At 40.5% G+C, this 19,256-nt stretch carries 17 protein-coding genes, 1 pseudogene and 1 riboswitch; of the genes and pseudogenes, 5 read left to right on the top strand and 13 right to left on the bottom strand.

Annotation, left to right across the window (positions count from 1 at the left end; translation table 11 throughout):
* Positions 1-163: 163 nt before the first annotated feature.
* From QZT26_RS01050 to QZT26_RS01070, 5 genes and pseudogenes are all read right to left on the bottom strand, one after another.
* Positions 164-556, bottom strand: a pseudogene (locus QZT26_RS01050) (transposase); the annotation flags it as partial.
* A gap of 114 nt (positions 557-670) precedes the next feature.
* Positions 671-1,276, bottom strand: coding sequence for a hypothetical protein (locus tag QZT26_RS01055; protein WP_164995450.1), 606 nt, complete (start codon positions 1,274-1,276; stop codon positions 671-673).
* A gap of 74 nt (positions 1,277-1,350) precedes the next feature.
* A complete protein-coding gene (gene floA, locus QZT26_RS01060) occupies positions 1,351-2,382 on the bottom strand; it encodes a flotillin-like protein FloA (protein WP_261345343.1) in 1,032 nt (343 codons plus the stop codon).
* Between the two features lie 133 nt (positions 2,383-2,515).
* The gene (locus QZT26_RS01065; protein WP_164995449.1) at positions 2,516-2,977 is read right to left on the bottom strand and encodes an NfeD family protein; all 462 of its coding nucleotides are present in this window, start codon (positions 2,975-2,977) and stop codon (positions 2,516-2,518) included.
* Positions 2,978-3,186: 209 nt separating this feature from the next.
* Complete coding sequence (locus QZT26_RS01070) at positions 3,187-4,782, bottom strand: NfeD family protein (protein ID WP_164995448.1); 1,596 nt, start codon at positions 4,780-4,782, stop codon at positions 3,187-3,189.
* Between the two features lie 939 nt (positions 4,783-5,721).
* Here QZT26_RS01070 and argB point away from each other — a divergent pair.
* From argB to rdgB, 5 genes are all read left to right on the top strand, one after another.
* Complete coding sequence (gene argB, locus QZT26_RS01075) at positions 5,722-6,609, top strand: acetylglutamate kinase (RefSeq protein WP_157820623.1); 888 nt, start codon at positions 5,722-5,724, stop codon at positions 6,607-6,609.
* Between the two features lie 106 nt (positions 6,610-6,715).
* On the top strand, positions 6,716-7,897 hold the full coding sequence (locus tag QZT26_RS01080; protein WP_164995447.1) for an aspartate aminotransferase family protein: 1,182 nt from the start codon (positions 6,716-6,718) through the stop codon (positions 7,895-7,897).
* A 16-nt stretch (positions 7,898-7,913) separates the two neighbouring features.
* Positions 7,914-8,837, top strand: coding sequence for an ornithine carbamoyltransferase (gene argF, locus QZT26_RS01085; RefSeq protein ID WP_164995446.1), 924 nt, complete (start codon positions 7,914-7,916; stop codon positions 8,835-8,837).
* Positions 8,838-8,841: 4 nt separating this feature from the next.
* A complete protein-coding gene (gene rph, locus QZT26_RS01090) occupies positions 8,842-9,558 on the top strand; it encodes a ribonuclease PH (RefSeq protein WP_164995445.1) in 717 nt (238 codons plus the stop codon).
* 88 nt (positions 9,559-9,646) lie between these two features.
* Positions 9,647-10,288: an RdgB/HAM1 family non-canonical purine NTP pyrophosphatase gene (gene rdgB, locus QZT26_RS01095; RefSeq protein ID WP_099325953.1), complete on the top strand. Its 642-nt coding sequence runs from the start codon at positions 9,647-9,649 to the stop codon at positions 10,286-10,288.
* Between the two features lie 133 nt (positions 10,289-10,421).
* On the opposite strand, the gene QZT26_RS01100 is transcribed toward rdgB, so the two are convergent.
* The 8 genes from QZT26_RS01100 to mdh all read right to left on the bottom strand — a co-directional run bounded on the left by QZT26_RS01100 (position 10,422) and on the right by mdh (position 19,119).
* Positions 10,422-11,213, bottom strand: a complete 792-nt coding sequence (locus tag QZT26_RS01100; protein WP_099325954.1) for a thiamine pyrophosphate-dependent enzyme — start codon at positions 11,211-11,213, stop codon at positions 10,422-10,424.
* 5 nt (positions 11,214-11,218) lie between these two features.
* Positions 11,219-12,640: an IS66 family transposase gene (locus QZT26_RS01105; protein WP_099323701.1), complete on the bottom strand. Its 1,422-nt coding sequence runs from the start codon at positions 12,638-12,640 to the stop codon at positions 11,219-11,221.
* Positions 12,641-12,884: 244 nt separating this feature from the next.
* Positions 12,885-13,403, bottom strand: a complete 519-nt coding sequence (locus tag QZT26_RS01110; protein WP_295100099.1) for a DUF362 domain-containing protein — start codon at positions 13,401-13,403, stop codon at positions 12,885-12,887.
* A 906-nt stretch (positions 13,404-14,309) separates the two neighbouring features.
* A complete protein-coding gene (locus QZT26_RS01115) occupies positions 14,310-14,501 on the bottom strand; it encodes a hypothetical protein (protein WP_099326385.1) in 192 nt (63 codons plus the stop codon).
* A 237-nt stretch (positions 14,502-14,738) separates the two neighbouring features.
* Positions 14,739-15,872, bottom strand: coding sequence for a hypothetical protein (locus QZT26_RS01120; protein ID WP_295100100.1), 1,134 nt, complete (start codon positions 15,870-15,872; stop codon positions 14,739-14,741).
* Positions 15,873-16,131: 259 nt separating this feature from the next.
* Positions 16,132-16,213, bottom strand: a riboswitch (cyclic di-GMP riboswitch).
* A 246-nt stretch (positions 16,214-16,459) separates the two neighbouring features.
* Complete coding sequence (locus tag QZT26_RS01125; protein ID WP_099326383.1) at positions 16,460-16,831, bottom strand: hypothetical protein; 372 nt, start codon at positions 16,829-16,831, stop codon at positions 16,460-16,462.
* A 193-nt stretch (positions 16,832-17,024) separates the two neighbouring features.
* Entirely contained in the window at positions 17,025-17,531 is a 507-nt protein-coding gene (locus QZT26_RS01130) for a GGDEF domain-containing protein (protein WP_295100102.1), read from the bottom strand.
* Between the two features lie 646 nt (positions 17,532-18,177).
* A complete protein-coding gene (gene mdh, locus QZT26_RS01135) occupies positions 18,178-19,119 on the bottom strand; it encodes a malate dehydrogenase (RefSeq protein ID WP_099326381.1) in 942 nt (313 codons plus the stop codon).
* Positions 19,120-19,256 lie beyond the last annotated feature (137 nt).

Genomic DNA, 19,256 nt, shown 5'->3' on the forward strand with positions numbered 1-19,256 from the left:
TGATTATACAGTCTGTATAAAACGGCAAAAACAGACTGTTTCGATATGTATGAATATAGTGAATATTGTATAGGGACACTTCTCTTATTTTTCCAACAAGATCAAGCAAGCAATATGGGAAGTGTCCTAATTATCCCATTCAGCGTATTTTCACCTACTGTCGTTACGAGTGAACAAAATCAGGTAATTCGCCGCGAAATAACATCTGTAATGCCTGGCTTAAATTTACCCCATGTTTTCGGCAGGTCGAGAGATATAGCCAAAAGCCTCTGATTTTCTAAAAATATAGTGAGAATCGCCTGTATTTGCTGGTTTAAGTTTCGAAAACCTGACTTGTTTGACTATAACTACGGATGCGGCAGAAAATCTTCGCTCCGTCCAGAGAACAGAAACAACCAGATATCTTCTGCTGAACCTTCGTCATCCTGATATCGTTTTCAGCCCGATTGTTCGTGGAGGGAACGTGTTTATTGTCCATAAACCTCAGTGCATCATTCTCATACCCCCGTAACCGTTCCAGAAGATTCCTGGCCTTTATCCTTTTCACCCGTCCCCGCCACTACCATTCTTGCTATTCGAGACATGTCTCTGTTTATAGCATCTCGCTATCTATCGTGCCATGAATAAATAGGATGTGTCCCTATTATTAGGGAATGCTCCCCTTTTCAGTTTAAGGTCTGTGTCTGAAAAGAGAACGTTTTCTTCTTAATGCTAACGGTGGAGCAATAATTTCAGAAAAGATTATGGCATCCTTGGGTCCCTCTTTTTGGTGAATCTTGTAAGGATGTATGCCGGCTTGTTTTGGGCTTGTTTTTTTCTTATATGCCTCTTTTGATTCAGAGAGTGTTGAATGGATGCGTTGACCTTGTATTGTTGATTTGAAAACATCTTTTTCCGGAGCAGACTTAAGATGCCGATCTTCAATTACCGCACGGAATTCTGGTGTTTTCCGGGCTTCTGATTTTACTGCCCTGCTTTCGGCAGATTCATTTGCCATTGTTTCTGAATAGGTGGCCTGCCTCTGCCCTCCCTTTACCTTCTTTTGGGTTTGAACCGGTAGATGTTCATTTCCATACATAGTATCCAGTAAGTCTTGCCATCCCGATTTGCCTTGCTGTTTTCCCGAATTGATATCCCTGCTTTCTTCTCGCCTTCGAACATTATTCCCTGAAAACCTTTCCTGGGATTTTCTGTTTAAGGAGCGTTTTATTATGCCCGCCAGTAATATCACTACTATAAAAACAAACCAGATTAGTTGAAGAATATCGATTTCCATATCGCTTTCTCTTTAAACAGTAACGCAGAAAAAAATCAACTGCAAACAAGCTTGCCCATTTTACACGGATTCACCTATTCCGTTTTTGGTGAATCTTTCCCTGACTGAGAAATAGAATTTCTCATTTCAGTGTCTGATTGAATGTTTCGTAAATTGTAGTAGTCCAGAACACCAAAGTTGCCATCTCTAAATGCCTGAGAAATCGCCTTTGGTATTTCTGCCTCAGCCAGAATAACCTTTGCCCTGTTTTCTACATTGAGAGCGGACATTTCCTGCTCTCTGGCAACGGCCATTGCACGGCGTTTTTCCGCTTCTGCCTGTGCTACACGTTTATCTGCTTCAGCTTGGTCTGCCTGAAGTTTTGCACCGATGTTATCACCTACATCTATATCAGCAATATCAATAGATAATATCTCGAAGGCTGTTCCTGAATCAAGTCCCTTCCCTAGTACGGTTTTTGATATATCGTCAGGGCTTTCTAAAACTTTCTTGTAGGTTGCGGCAGAACCGATTGTACTTACAATTCCTTCACCTACACGGGCAATAATGGTTTCTTCTGTTGCGCCACCAACTAGCCTTTCAAGGTTGGCCCTTACGGTTACCCTGGCTTTTGCCTTAAGCTGTATACCATCTTTTGCAACAGCGTCTATAGTCCCTTTGCCTTTCTTAGGGTCAGGAACATCAATTACCTTCGGATTTACACTGGTTTTTACTGCATCGAGCACGTCTCTGCCAGCAAGATCTATGGCGCAGGCACGATTGAAATTCAATTCGATATTTGCCTTATTTGCGGCAATTAACGCCTGAACTACATTTAACACATGTCCTTTTGCTAAATAGTGTGCTTCCAGTGTGGGGGTATCAATATCAATTCCTGCCTTTTTTGCCATGATTCTACCGTCAACAATTATTTTTGCATTTACCCGTCTTAATGTCATACCGATAAGTTGTATAAGTGGCACAGGCGCTCCGGAAGCCAATGCCTGGATATAAATCCAGCCATACTTGAAAATAAAAAGCATGAGAATAAATATGATTATTCCGCCGACAATTATTCCCAGAAGGGCTAATTGCGCCTGAACTGCAAGAAGTGGAAAAGGTATCAATGGATATCTCCTTTATGGGTTAATGGGTTAAAAAAATGAGCACTATCTATAATATATTCTTTGTTACTTTTTTTATGAAAATGGCAAGAATTGAAAGTTATTACCTTAAATTATTGGTTACGGCTTTGCCGTGTTATGATCGAACCGCTTTTACCACAACCCTGTTTCCCCCGACTTCAATGACCGTAACTTTTTTGTTTTTCTCTATCATATCACCAACGGTCAGCACATCAACTCTTTCCCCGTTGATCAGGGCAATGCCGGATGGCCGGAGAGGGGTAAGTGTTATACCTTCTGCGAATAGTAAGTTTTTGAGAGATTCATTGGCTGAGGAAAATCCCTCCTCTGATTCATGTATTGAAAACATTTTAGAAAATATTTTGTACCAAAGTATCAGTAAAACGGGGGTGGAAAAAAGGCCGCATCCCAAGAGGAGATGACCTAAGATAGTATGGTTATTATGATACGACAGGACAATACTGGTAATTATGCAGATAACACCACAGATGCCAATAATCATACCGGGAACAAACATTTCTGCAATGACAGCGCCCATACCTATAATAAACAAAATTATTAAACCAATAGCTTCCATTTTAGTCTAAAACCCGGTTAAAAGTTAAAAGAAAGAGCACGTTATACTCCAAACGGGTTAAAATTTAACTTTTATTTTTGGCATAATTCAGGCTGCAAAGCTTTGTGTATGTGAAATTTAAGTCTTTTGGAAAAAGTTAAAATCTCAACCGTTTAGAGTATAGTATCTTCAGGTGGCGCTTAATGCGTTCGGGTTTTGAAACAACCGTATCAAACAGTTTTTACCACAATGCGATTTCCTTCTACTTTTACGATTTCCACTCTTTGTCCTTTGTCAATAAAATCTCCCTGTGTTACAACATCAAGAACCTTTTCACCTACTTCTATACGGCCAGACGGATGCAATGGTGTTATTGCTATGCCTTTCGTACCAATGAGGTCAGCATACGCTGGGGTTGTAACGTTCTTAAATCCGTACTCTGGTGTTTCGGCTGTTGTTAATATTAATCTCCTGAATATTGGAATCCCGGGCATATGTTTTAATAGCAACACAATTGCCAATGCGCTGGTAAGGAAACTGCCGATTATCATCAAAAGATTTTTGCGTAACTCTCCAGAATCAAATGGGGTGCGTGGGAAGGTAAAATCCTGAAAAGACAGTATAAGCCCTATGAATACGAGTATAATACCGGCAATTCCCGTTATACCAAAACCGGGTATTAAGAATATTTCAGCGGCTATAAGAGCGATTCCCAAAAAAAAGATAATTATTTCAGGCGCTTCTGCCAAACCCACCAGATATTTACTTAAAAAAATTGTTGCGAAACATACGATACCGATTAAACCTGGAATACCAAATCCGGGTGAATTAAATTCTAAATAGAGGGCAATAATGCCAATTGTCAGCAAAACAGGAGCAATCTTTTCCAGAAACCGTACCATCTCTTCCGACCAATTGGTTTCCAGTTCTGTTACGTCATTTTTGTTTACACCATACAAAGCAAAGAGGGCGTCACGGTCTTCAACTATGTGTCTTGCAAATCCGAATTCAAATGCCTCGCGAGTATGCATGGTAAGAAGTTTCCCCTCTTCAACGATAAGTTTCTTTTTTTTTATCTTCTTTTGATCCTCTTCACCCATCTCTTTCAATTCCCTGGAGCTTATATAGAAACCCTCGGGATTTTCCTCGGTTTCAATCCGGTAAACTTCAATCTCACTTGTGACCATAGCTTCTGCTAAGAGGACTGGATATCCGTTTTTTTCTGCAAATTTTCTGAATTTTGTCCTTAAAACAGTCTGTATCTTTTCTCCGGCAGATTTATACCCGCCTTCGGTCGTCGGTAAAATTGGTTCACAGTCACCGAGTTCCGCCTCAGGAGCCATAATGATGTCATTGCATGATAGTGCTATTAATGCACCGGCAGAAATTGCTTTATGGGAAATAAACGCTACTGTTTTTGCCTCTTTAAGGTCTGATATAAACTCAGATATTTCCATAGCTGCGTCCAGCCGTCCCCCAAAGGTATCAATATCAAAAATGATCAGGCCTGCATTTTTGTCTTTTGCGCTATCGACACGACGTTGAATAGAACTGTTTAATCCACCATCAATCATTCGATGAATTGTAATAACATATGTTGGTCTGTGTGTGGTATCTTCAACATTGGGAAGCTTATCATGGAATTGCTTCTCCTTTGTTGCTAATCCCTCCGGAGAAGAGAGAGTTTGATCGTAATAGATGGTGGTGTCATGATGCACAGTATTTTGCTGTACGTCATTCCTTTCCTGCGCGGGAATACTGCGTATGCAAAGGAGGAGAAATAGAACAGGCATGAATGCCTGGCAAACACTTTTACAATTTATCATATAAAGCTCTGGGTGAATTAATAGGAAAATTGCTTTTTTTACCAAGGGCGATATGAGAGCAAAAATTATTTATAAATTGTATCGTATTTTACCTTTCTTTATCCAGTGTTTTTATCTTTCTGCTGTATTTATAACCATTTTTTACTTTAAAAGTATACAATAGCGTCAAAAGGAAGTTTTTAAGAGAAGATTTTGCGGATACTGATAGGGAAACCGTAAAAAATAATTGCCTCTTACTAAAAAAAATATAGGATATTAAATTTTTAAATTCTGCCCGTAATGCCTCGGGAAAATAAAAGAGAAGTTGACACTTCCCTTATTTTTCCACAAAATCAAACAAGAAATATGGAAGCCATCCCTAATTTCTCTAATTTCTTCATTTATTCCTAATATGCTCCCATCTTAATATTAGGAAAAATAATTGATCCCATGTCTACTTTTTATATAGGAAAATGGAATGCATTTGTCATAAGCTCAAATAAGTACTGCATTTGATGTGCAATATCAAGGAAATTTTGAGGGAATGGGGCTGATGGCAGGAAAAAACCTCTTTTATCGTGATGAAGCGTTTTCTGAAATGAATTTTTTCAAAAAACCGCAAACGCTCTTTCCTGGGATGTGGTTTGTTCAGATATCGCCATCCGTACAATTTTTCATTTGACCAAGCCTGCGGAGATTGGGGACGACCTGTATTCCTGGTGGATCGTTACATATAAACCGCACCTTCAACCCTTACACGTTTGAAACACCATGTGAAACAGTATTATTAACCCTGTCAGGGGTTTTTCATAAAATTAAAGTGTCACAAAAACTTTTGATTGAGTTTTACTTACGCTTTTGTTTAAACTTGACACGAAAGCCTCTTTTGTTATAATCACCCGCTTCTTTTTATTTAATGAAAACATACCTTTTTTTTATTATATGAATGATCAAATATCCATGGAAACTGCTATTCAAAAAGCCGGTATACTTTTAGAGGCGCTCCCATATATTAAAAGATTCAAAGACAAGATTGTCATTATCAAATTTGGCGGAAGCGCTATGTCAGACGACAAGGTTCTCACAAACGTACTGCAGGACACGGTATTTATGAAAACGGTAGGCATGATGCCAATCCTGGTACATGGCGGGGGGCCACATATTAGCAGGGAAATGGAAAGAAGAGGCTTACGTCCGAAATTCGTCGATGGACATCGCATTACCGACCGCGAGACCCTTGAAATTGCAAAAACCGTACTTGTTGACCAGATAGGGGCTTCTATGGTTAAAAAAATCTCTGAAATGGGTAATGATGCTGTATGTGTATGGGAAGACGGATATTGCCCGATTACTGCTGAAAAACATTATATAGAAGTGAAGGAAGATGACGGCACCACAAATCAGCTTGATATTGGTTATGTGGGCAAGGTGACCTCTATCATCAGAGAAAGATTTTTAAGCTTATGCAGTGAATGTACAATACCTATTGTACCGCCTCTGGCAAAAGGAAACGACGGGGAAATATATAACATTAACGCAGATAGCGTTGCGGCATTTCTCGCAAAGGCGTTGGGGGCGGAAAAACTCGTGTTTTTGTCGAATACCCATGGTATTATGACAAGACCAAACGACGAAACTTCTTTTGTTTCCACTCTGCATGAGGACGAGGCACATTCGCTTATTGATAAAAAAATTATTAACGGAGGAATGCTTCCCAAGGTATTCGCCTGTATTGCTGCCGTAAAAGCAGGTGTTAAAAAGGCGCATATCATTAACGGACAAATACCCCATGCACTTTTGCTGGAGATTTTTACCGATAAAGGGGTGGGAACTCAGATTATTGTTTAACCACCGGTATTGCAGTTTTGTAACAACTTGTTTTTTAGAAAAAGCGAAACAGTTGCGTAGTTTTTTTATTTCCCATTTATCTGTATTTTTGAAATAATTCACTGTAATGAATACGCAAGAAATCCAAAAAATTTATGAACGCTACGTTATTCCCAATTACATAAGAAATCCGATATTGCTGGTAAAGGGGAATGGTGTGGAAATATGGGACGCTGAAGGCAAACGCTACCTTGATCTTTTTTCAGGTTGGGCTGTCAGTCTCCTTGGGCATTGCCATCCCGCGACGGTAAAAGCCATTCAAAACCAGGCGGCAAAGCTGCAGCATGCCCCGAACATTTATTACACTGAGCCGCAGGGCATGCTGGCAAAATATATCTCTGAAAAATCGTTTGGAGGGCAATGCTTTTTTTGTAACAGCGGTGCAGAGGCAAATGAAGCGGCTATTAAACTTGCACGTATTCATAACTCTGCGAGGGGAAAATACAAAATCATTACCTTCTCCGACTCATTCCACGGCAGGACGATTGCCACGGTAACAGCAACTGCACAACCAAAATATCACAAGGGGTTTGCGCCGCTTGTTGAAGGGTTCTCCTATGTTCCTTTTAATGACATGGAGGCATTGCGAAATGCTATTGACGACAAGACCTGTGCAATCATGCTGGAAACAATTCAGGGAGAGGGCGGCATTAATATCGCAACAAATGAATTTCTGAGGGATATAAGAAATATCTGCAATGAAAAAGGATTGCTGTTAATCCTCGATGAAGTACAATGCGGAATGGGAAGAACGGGCAAATACTTTGCTTATCAACATTATGGCATTGAGCCGGACATTATGACATTGGCAAAGGCGCTGGGCGGCGGAGTCGCAATCGGGGCTATGACGGCAAAAAAAGAAGTAGCCAAAGACCTCGTTCCGGGTAGCCATGCTTCCACCTTTGGAGGAAACCCCCTCGCATGTGCAGCAGGAGTCGCTGTGTTTGAAACCATTGAGAAAGAAAACCTGCTGGATAATACAAAAGAGATGGGGGAGTACGCCATGGAACAATTGCGCTTGCTAAAAACACAATGCAATATTATTAAAGAAATACGCGGTGTAGGTCTCATGATAGGAATTGAACTTGCTATAAACGGAAGTACTATCATTAAAGAGTGTATTCAGGCGGGTCTGTTTCTAAACTGTACCCATGACACGGTTATCCGGTTTATGCCCCCTCTTAACGTAAAAAAAGAACACATCGATGAGGGGTTGGGTATTTTAAAATCAGTCCTCTCAAACTATTAATGTGTCAAAATATTTTATGAAAAACAAAGATTTAATTTCTATTGCCGACCTGTCGCGACCTGAGATAGAAGAGATTTTTCAGGTTACTAAAGAGTTGAAAGACCTGCACATAAAGGGAGTTGAAGAAAAATGCCTGAGCGGAAGAATTCTCGGCCTAATCTTTGAGAAAAGTTCCATGCGCACACGGGTGTCCCTGGAAGTGGCAATTGTTCAATTGGGCGGTTATGCCATCTATCAAACACAAACTGAAATTAATCTTGGCAAAAGAGAGGCAATTAAAGATGTAGCAAAAGTGTTGTCACGTTATTTAAACGGGATAGCGATCCGCACATTTGGACATGACACGGTGCTGGAATTAGCAAAATACGCAACTATTCCCGTCATAAATGCCTTAACGGATCTTTACCATCCATGCCAGGCGCTCACTGATGTATATACGATTCTGGAAAAATTCAAGACACTGGAGAATATAAAGATAGTTTTTATTGGAGACGGAAACAACGTTGCAAAATCTCTTGCACAAACCTGCATAAAATTAGGTATAGATTTCCACATTGCCTCGCCAAAAGGCTACGAATTCGATGCGGATTTCATTTCGGAACTGAAACACATGGCGAACGGAAAAAACCTGCTTCACCTTTACCGGAATCCTGAAGAAGCGGCAGAGAATGCAAACGTTATTTATACAGACACATGGACCAGCATGGGACAGGAAGCTGAAGCAGAAATACGCAGACAGGCTTTTGAAAATTATCAGGTCAATGCTGCGCTTTTGAAAAAATGCGCAGACAATGTCAAGGTAATGCACTGCCTGCCTGCCCATAGGGGTGAAGAAATTACCGATGAGGTGATTGATGGCAAATGTTCGGTCGTATATGATCAGGCTGAAAACAGACTCCACGTTGAAAAGGCAATTTTAAAACTTTTATTAGTCAGATAAAACCATGAGAGTTGACAACCGCAAATACGATGAATTACGCCCTGTTACCATCACAAGAAATTTTACCAAATATTCTGCAGGGTCTGTACTTGTGGAATCGGGCAATACAAAAGTTATTTGTACTGCTTCAATAGAAGAATACGTACCGCCACACATTAAAAATACCGGCACGGGATGGATTACCGCTGAATATTCGCTATTGCCTGGCGCGACGCCTTCCAGGGTGCCAAGAGAATCCACAAAAGGAAAGATATCCGGAAGAACGCACGAAATTCAACGCCTTATAGGCCGCTCTTTACGGGCAATTTGTGATCTTACACTGTTAAAAGAACGAACTATCTGGATCGATTGCGACGTAATTCAGGCTGACGGAGGTACCCGCACTGCCGCAATTACAGGGAGCTATATCGCATTGGCAGACGCTGTTCAATGGTTACTCGATAAAAATGTTATCAAGGAAAATCCCCTCATCAATAGTGTCGCAGCCATAAGCGCAGGAATTGTAAATAATATCGCATTGCTGGATCTGTGCTATGCAGAGGATGCCTCTGCGCAGGTAGACATGAACTTTGTAATGACCGGCAGTGGAAAATATATTGAAGTACAGGGCACAGGCGAAGAATACGCCTTTGATGAAGATCAATTAGCAAAAATGCTCACATTAGCCCGTAAAGGAATTTGTGAGATAACTGAAATTCAAAAAAAGGCATTGGGAACGTAATAAACACGTTATAATTCATTGGAAAAGAAATGTGGTGCTTTTACGGTTGGTTACCATTTAATAATACGAAGAAGCGCAGGAGGTTGAAATGGGTTCATATGTAAACGAGATTCATTCAAAGACAATTGTTATTGCCACGCAAAATAAGAAGAAAAAAGAGGAAATATTAGCTATCGCAGGAAACATTCCGGGCATTATTTTTCGCGGTACCGAAGATTTCCCTTTTATTCCCGTGGTGGAAGAAGACGGTAGAACCTTTAGGGACAATGCGATTAAAAAAGCAACCACCCTGGCAAAGGCATGTAATACATGGGCAATGGCTGATGATTCGGGACTTGAAATACGGGCGTTAAATGGACGTCCTGGCGTTCTTTCAAACAGGTATGCAGGCCCTGGCGCCACAGACGAAGCAAATATCCAAAAAGTACTCTCTGAATTATATAACTTTACCGAAGAAAAACGTGCTGCCCGATTTGTCTGTTCCATTGCACTGGCAAGTCCGCACGAATTACTATTTGTGGTAGAAGATTACTGCGAAGGATTCATCGCAAAAGAACCAAGAGGTTCCGGGGGTTTTGGGTACGATCCTGTTTTTTTCGTACCATATTACAATCAGACACTTGCAGAGCTTTCCCAATTTTCAACATCGGTTAAGAATAAAATCAGCCATCGGGCAAAGGCATTGCAACAATTTAATGAACGCATAATCCCCCTTTTGCGCAGTAGATAATATAAGGGACTTGGAATTTATTATTCCGTAGCAGTCAACAGTCAACGGTCGGCAATCGGCAAATTGCAGACTGTTGACTGTTGATTGAGAACAAAAACAAAGAAATTACCTATAAGGGACTAACAACCTGATTTCAACCCTGAATTCCTTTCCAATACCGGTCCACAAATGACTGGATTTGACTGATCACCCCTTCCTGCCTTACCGGTTGAAAGAGATGTGCAAATCTTCCCTGTTCCCTCAAATATTCTTCAACCGGTTTAAATTTTTGGGGGATAATCGTATGGCTTATTTCGCCATAAACAGCCTCTTTCAATGCCCAAACGCCAGTATCAACCGCAAGCTTCGCAAGTTTTGCTGAATGTGACGGGTCGGTATGCCAGCCCGGAGGACATGGAGAAAGATTAATAAACAATTTTGGCCCTTTATAGTGTTTTGCCTTTTCAAATTTATTTATCAAATCCACCGGATGGGCGGGAGAAATAGTTGCAAGATACGGAGGTTTATGGCTTCTCCATATCTCAAAAAGATCCTTCTTATAAAATAACTCTCCCAACGGATTCATTTTCCCTGCCGGGGTAGTGCGCGTATTGGAAGCAAATGGCGTTGCTCCCGAAGATTGAAAACCGGTGTTGCCATATGCCTCATTATCGGAACACAGGTAATAAAAATCTACATTCCTATAAAGAGCGCCGGAAGTAGATGCGAGTCCAATATCATACGCAACACCATCTCCTGTTAATACGACTACCTTCAAATCTTCATCGGGATTTAACCTTCCCTTTTTTATCAAAATATCAAGGGCGTCCCTTATCCCTTGTGCCCCGGCAGGGGCGCATGCCATTGCCGTATAAAGCCACGAACTCCTGAACGGCGTGTAAGGATAGACAGACAAAAGGTATCTATTCAGCGTATTTTCACCCACTGTCGCTACGAGCTAGCAAAATCAGGCAATTCGCCACGGAATAGCATCTGTAATGCCCGGCTCAAATTTACACCTTGTTTTCGACAGGTCGAGAGATAACTCCGAATGCGGCAGAAAATTTTCGCTCCCTCCAAAGAACGAAAACAGCCAGATATCTTCTGCTGAACCTTCGTCATCCTGATATCGTTTTCTGCCAAATTGTTCGTAAAGGGAACATTTTTATTGTCCATAAACCTCAACACATCACCCTCATACGTCCTCAATCGTTCCAGAAGATTCCGTGCCTTTGTCCTTTTTACCCTCCCCCTTTTTCCCTTACGGTTCGTTTCATCAGGAGGAGGGCTTTCGGCTTCTGCGTTTTGGAGTATCTTCCTATACCTTTGCCGGTATTTTTCTGACTCATCAGTTCCCAGCATTCCCCCGGCATCACTCGTCGCACGGTTTATCTCTTTAAGTAATGCTTTCATCTCTTTCGCCCACTCCTGCTTATTATCATCTTCCCACACACCATCCAATTCCCTCAAGTGGTGTGCATTACACAACGCATGCGTACAGTTGCTATAGGTGTAATACGACTTCAAATGGTCGTGGCAAAGAATCCCCTTAAATTCAGGTAATATCCCGATACTATTTATCGCTTCTGTTCCACGTCTTTCATGCGGGAAAAAGTACGTCCACAAACTATTGGATGCACTGTGCAACCAATACCTGTCTCCATTCTTGTTGATACTAGTTTCATCCACATGCATCACCTCTGATTTTGCAAGTTCTTCCCTGGCTCTCACTTCGAAGGGTTCCAATGACTCGTAGGCTTCCCTGTTAAAGTTGTAAACAGAACCTTCACTCAGCGGTATCCCAATCTGTCCTTCAAAATACTCCTGTATCCTCTTGTAGGGTATCAATTGATACTGCGACATATAGACTGCATGCGCTTTCAAATCCGGACCATACTGCACCGCCTTTGTTACCCCTTCCGGAAATGACGCTACAATCCGGTTCCCTTTCGCATCCTCTACTACCTCTGCACGATACTCCGTTACTACACGCGAAATCTTTATATCAAACACCTGGCGTGCTTCGTAACCTACCACCTTGTATTTGCTGCGCGGATACTTCCTCCGGTCTACTTTTATTACTTCCACCTCATCAGGATTGTCTACCTTTTTGAGCGTTACTCCATCACGGCCCTTTTGCCCGCCTGCCTTCCTTTCACCCTTCGCCTTGCTTTCTTTCTTGCGATTCGGATCGCTTGAGGGAGGCTTGCTGCTGTTGCGGCTGTTCCGGTTCAGACGTCCTACCAGCAGTGTTATCAATAATACCAACAACTCTATCATTGACCTCACCGCCGGTGACAGCCCTTTCTCTTCTGAAAGCAGCTTCTCTACTTTTTGGAGTGTTGCGTCTACGTCTATATTCTCTATCGTCAATGGATGATACCTGTATATATAATTAGCCTGAAATTATCTACTGCATCTATTATACTGCAGGTTTTTTCACCCTTTTCTTTCGCTCTATAACACACCACAAGGGCTCGAAATTCTATAACTGAACAGACCCCACACACGTCTCTATGCACGGCATCTTGCTGCCTGGTTTTAACGCATTTACAAACATATACATACACTACCAGGTAAATTGCTTGTTTGTAACATTTCTGCTGTCAAGCAAATTCTAAATTATTTTCGCTGAATAGTTACTATTTTTAACTGCGGCGGTAAATAACAATTGTACATGCGCCTTAAGTTTTGGAATATTTATAATAGCATCAACATCTAACGCCTTTCCGGAAACCGTTAAGTTAAAGGTCTTTGTCCCGCATTGCGCTTTTACCCTGCGTGCGTTATCAAGCTCGACAATGTCGATTCCATGTTTTTCCGCAAATGTATCAAGCTTCAGACGTCTGACAATCTTTGACACTGCCCCAAAAGCAGGACTGTCTCCAATTATTGGCGTTGCTCCAAATTCTAATAGTTTTTCCGCTATTCCCTCGATAACAAGCGGGTGGGTGACCGTACAATCGCCATAGTTACTTTCTTTCAAAAAGTTCGGTTTCAGGAGCACTTTTGCCCCTTTATTTATTACATTGCCAAGGCCGCCAAAAAAGTCAAACGTTTGCGCAAGAGCAATAGAAATCTTTTCCTTGTCATAGACCTCGCATCGAACAACTGAAACCTTTGTTATCTTTAACATGAAATAAAGATTAGATAGTTTATGGGGACATTTTTACCGGTTACCATGCGGCTATTTACGGAAGGATAGGTAATAAAATACCTCATAAATTAAGAACTCTCAATAGGTTGAGGTAAACACCTCCCCTGCTCCCTTTATTAATGTGGAATACTGTACAGTCGGCAAATTGCAGATTATGGACGGTGGAAGGTAGAAATTATTATAAAAAACACAACTTATTGAGAAGTTACATAAATTACTCTTATTGTGATGAATTATCCTATACTATACTCAAGGGGTTCACAAAATGTGATTTAAGAAATGCTATAACTATTTATGTCAACAAAAGTTGAATCTAATTTTAGAAATCCCTATTTGTGAGCTCTTACAGTATAATTCCCTATGGATTTCCCATGTAGTTTATTATTTTTTTGCTTGCAATAGTATATTATTTTATCGCTATTCTCAGGGTATTCAAGTCATTCTTCTTTTTATTCCTTTTGATAGTTTTTTGAGTAACTATTCAACGTAATATATTAAATTGCAGAAACACGACTCGTTACCAAAAACCCCTGTTTGGGAATGCCTGCATTTGCGTTGCGCTCAGACAGCTTGATGGGTAGCACTGATAATCTTGTTTGTCAGTAAAATTGCTTCAACTCATAACAACACGGACAAACAGAGTTTGTCCGTGCCACCTATTACGATGAATTTTATTGTTCTTCTTTCGAGAACCTTATTTGTTGTAACACTTTAGTTTTTTGAAACCGTAGGGGCGAAGCATTTGCATGTTTGGGCATGAACGCATGTATGCCAGTTATTGCAAATGCTTCGCCCCTATATCGTGCGGCAAGACAATGTTATTATTGGAATTTTTCAAAAAATTAAAATGTTAGTATTTGTTTGACCATATTTATGGACAAGTTCCTAGGCGAAAACGTCAACATTTTTACCAACACCATCAGGATTAGTTGCTCCCTTATCTGTCCGCACACTTTCAGAATCCCCAATAAGCTTTAAAATTGTAGCGCCTTCCGTTTTCATTGACTCCATGGCTTGTTTTGCCATAACCACGTTATTCGACATGCTTTGCGCAAGATTTGTCAACGTATTATCCATAATAATCTCCTTTTCACCTCCTAAGTGATATCAAATTTTGACCAAACTATCTTATCGGCAGCAGCTTTTATTACTAATCAACCCTTTTTAATAGTCTGCAACATTCCCAAAAGGAAAAGCCTCCCAACCTCTCTTTCAAGAGGTTGGGAAAGGTTTTTTCCTTTCTCTACGATACCTCTAACCGAATAAAATCTTTGATTAACCATTCAAATTTAATCTCAATCCTACGATTGTTCATTAGCGTCGATTTTTCCCTTTTCCCTTGTCCTTGCCTTTATCGCCATCATCATCGTCTTCGTCTTCATCGTCGTTGTCATCGTTTTTTCCCTTCTTACTTCCCTTCACCTTAACGGTATCGCTTCCCTCGAATTTTGTACCATCTGATAATTCCCCTGTAATGGTAAATTCAACACTTTGTGATTCACTTGTTTTTAAATCTAAACCAACTTCTAAATCACTTATATTAAACTTGACCTTAAGTTTATTCTTTTTTTCATCACAATCAATTGCAACAGCACCTTCACACACTACTGTTTCACATACTATATCTTCGATATTATGCGTGGAAGGTAGTTTTATATTGGCAATAAACTTACCGTTACTATTAAGATTTATCGTCTTTGACTGGAAGCTCACATATGCCTCTATTACAGAAGGCGTCTCGACTGGTGTTGATGTGGGAGTTGCAGAAGGTTCTGTTGGCGTTGCCGCAGGCGTGGCAAATGACGTTGGTGTAGGCGTTATTTCGGCATCAGTAATCAAACCTCCCGGAACCAGCAATTCAACATCATCCCCGGATATCTCTGCCGAAACTTCCAAAACAGAGGTTGAGTATGGCGCAACAGTTGCGGTAGGCGTCACAACGGGCGAGGTGGTTGCAATTGGAGATGCCGTTGCAACAGGAGTTGGAGAACCTGCCGGCAAAGGAGAAGCAACGGCAATGGGAGAAGGCGTTGGGGTTCCTGTAGGGGAAGCCTTTTCGTTAATAACGACGCTTACAATCTCCACTTTATCGCCTGATTGAAGAACAAGGGCCATATCCTCCAACGCAATTCCCTCTTCAATCTCAAATGGAAATTCATATGGCTTTGCGATATCGTTCACTTCTGTTTCAATTACCAAGGCACATGTTTTATTGGCATACAGTAGTGTATCAAGATGTATTAAATTGGATATTGATAATTTTACTTTTCCATTTTTGTTTATTTCAACACTTGCATCTAATTTGTCTCCATCAAAAGCGCTTGAATCACTGACGGTAAGGCTGGTTTTATAAAGGGTATCCGCTCCAGCCCCCTCCACTACAAACGACAAATAAATACCTGTAAATACAATCGTCCATACACTTAAAACTAATTTCCTTTTCATCATTTTACTCCTTTCCAAAAAAAATTTCTCTAACAAAAACAACAATTTTATACCCATTGTAAAATAAAAAAACCCAAGACAATATGCCACATATGCCTTGGGTTTTGGGTTATCTTAAAAGCCTATTGAAATCTTGAACCTAATCAATAAAGCATCACATTTTATAAAAGGGATTCAACCGTAAGTTTATAGCTAAACCTTTTACAAACAAAATACTTACCGGCTCAGCGCCTGATCAATAAACAGCTTTTACACCATTATAGGTGGCAACCTGGCATTCTTTCCAAAAAATAAGACCCATGGCTTTGCGTCCCAACCTCACGATTGGTTTGCCTTTGTATGCACACTTTTACCAAAATACATTAATTAGTCAAGAAAATTATCGCGGTTTGGCAAAAAAAATATTTTAAAATATTTGTAACTCTTTAGTCTTTTTAAAAAGACTTTAACTTTTATGTTTACAACACACATTCCGACACCGAGGGAGGATGTGTGCAGTAAGCATAGCAACAGTTCAGCCGGTTTGAAATGTATGTGGAATACAACTTGGTTAAGAAATATTTACGGTCTCACTCGAAACCACTGGCTGGCTAATAGTACCGGTTTGATCTCTGTAACCACAAAAAAGTCACACTGCTTAACTCCTTATTGTAAACCTCTATCATCCCCCTTTTCTCATGAATGCTCAATCTGTGTAGATTTTTTTTAAGCCATTCGTTCTCCACCTTCAATTTCCTTATTTGCCGATACAACTCATCTATTACTTTCTCCTTCTCTCCGACTAACTTCGCCTCCTTCTCCTGAAATATCCCACCTAATCCTTCTATCGCTCGTTTACGCCATTTTGCTATTTGCGTCCTATGCATTTCGTACTGTGATGACAACTCTGCTAGCGTTTTTTCATCCCTGATCGCTTCTAATGCCACTTTTGCCATAAATTCTGTATTAGAACTCTTTCTCATTTTTCAGACCTCCATTGTTATTCTATCCTACCCAAAATGCATCTTAACTACTGGTCTGAAAATGCCAGTCAATTATAGTTCGCAAAGATATCTGCAGCGGTTGATGAACTCTTAACGAAAACAATACGGCGCAATGGCAACCAGCTTGTTGAAAACCAAACAGCGTTTACTCCCCATAGCCTTGATTGAAATGTTATGCACTTGTTTTATTAAATGAGTGGACTTTATTTTCAATTCTGTTTTTTCCGCTCGCTTTTATTGTGTACATGAGATTATCAGCTTCTTTTATTAATTCATTCAATTTGCAAGATTCGGAGCATGTGACAAGGCCTATGCTAAAAGTCACCGGCCAATTATTTTCATGCACCATATCTAAAAGAGCATGTCGTAATTTATTTAAAGCTGTAATAGCACTTTGAGCATTTGTTTCTGGCATTAGAAGTGCAAATTCATCACCTCCGAGTCTCGATACTGTATCAATTGATCGAATGTTTTCTTTTATTGTGCCAGCAACTACTTGCAAGAGTTTATCACCGGCACTGTGACCAAGGGTATCATTTACCTGCTTAAAATTATCGATATCAATATAAGCAAGTGACAATGTGTGAATAAATCTTGCAATTCGTTCTATTTCTTTTGTAGCTATTTCATAAAAAAAACGCCTATTAGCCACTCCCGTTAAAAAATCGTTTCGCGCCATAGATTTTTCCTTATTTAACAGATTTCTGACTTTGTCAATGGAGGAGGTAACAATTAAGAAGAACCCTAACCGCATAATCGAGTTCCAGACAGGAATTATATAATGCGAATATGCATGACCAGAATTGATGTCTGCCAGATACCATGTTATTGCACTGAAAACAGAGATTACGACTCCATATCTTCGCTTGGCGAACCACGTTGCCATTAGCACAGGCAACAGATAAAAAATTGAAAACGATATCTCGGAACCTGAGGCATAGTCTATAATGCCAAGAAAAACAACCAATAAAGAGCTGCTTGCTGCGATTATTATTTTAGGCATTCTATCCATATATTTCAACAGTAGTTTCATCTTATGGCTCACCTAATTGGCAGTTTGTTTTTTGCATAACAATGACGTAAAAAGAGAAGTAGAGTGTCGGGAGGTGAAGGGTATTATAAGTTTTTTTTATACACTTCACATATTGATTTAATAGTAAAGAATCCAACCGCAGGTAATTCAGGAGACACCATACATAATTCCTGCGCTAAACTGTCCACTTTGCGCATGGATTTAGCCCAGGAATTAAAGTCCCCCTCTTTTCCGTAAAAAGTTGTAGCACGAAGCGATTGCTTCGTGAGTTATTTAATAGAAGCGATACGCTTTAAAGTCCCAATAATGCGTCAACCTTATTGCATAGCTGTTTTACTTCATTAGCAGATTTTTGTAAAGCAACGGACTCTTTTTCGTTGAGCTTGATTTCAAAAATATCTTCAACCCCATTGGATCCAAGTATTACCGGCACACCAACAAAAAGATTATTTATTCCATATTCTCCTTCACACAAAGCGGTGCATGGCGCTATCTTTCGTTTGTCTTTTAAAACAGCCTCAACCATTTCCACAACGGCTGCCGAAGGGGCGTAAAACGCGCTACCGGTTTTCAGCAAATTAACAATTTCCGCGCCGCCATTTCTCGTTCGCTCAACAATTTCATTCAATCGTTCCTGTGGAATTAATTCTTCAACAGGAACGCCGGCAATAGTGGTATACCGGGTGGAGGGCACCATAGTATCCCCATGCCCTCCAAGGACAAATGCATGGATATTTTCAACGGACACACCAAGCTCCATTGAAATAAAAGCGCTAAAACGCGCAGCATCAAGAATGCCTGCCATTCCGATAATGCGACGCCTGGGAAATTTGCTGATTTTGTAAGCCACATATGTCATGGCATCCAGTGGGTTAGACACTATGATAAGAATGGCATTCGGCGAGGTCTTTGCTATGTTTTCAGTAACTCCTTTTACGATACCCGTATTTATTTGTAGCAGGTCATCCCTGCTCATTCCTGGTTTTCTCGACACACCAGAGGTGATAACTACTATATCCGAATCCTTTGTTTCTTCATACCCGTTCGCACCGGTGATTTTCGTATTATATCCATAAACAGGACCTGCCTCCAGGATGTCCAAGGCCTTTCCTTGCGGCATATCCTGCACTATGTCTAAAAGTACCAAGTCTCCGAGTTCCTTTTCTGCAAGGCGTTGTGACAATGTGGCTCCGACATTCCCTGCGCCAATAATGGTTATTTTTTTTCTGGCCATAAATATACTCCATTGATTTTCATGGTGTGTGAATAAGTGTAATTACGAATCCCGCATTTCGTGTTTGTTTGATTTCGGCTGTGCCGGCTTAGATGAAATCCGAAATACGAAACACGAAATACGAGACAATTTCTAAT

Source organism: uncultured Candidatus Kuenenia sp., assembly GCF_900696675.1.
GTDB classification, from domain to species: Bacteria; Planctomycetota; Brocadiia; order Brocadiales; family Brocadiaceae; genus Kuenenia; species Kuenenia stuttgartiensis_A.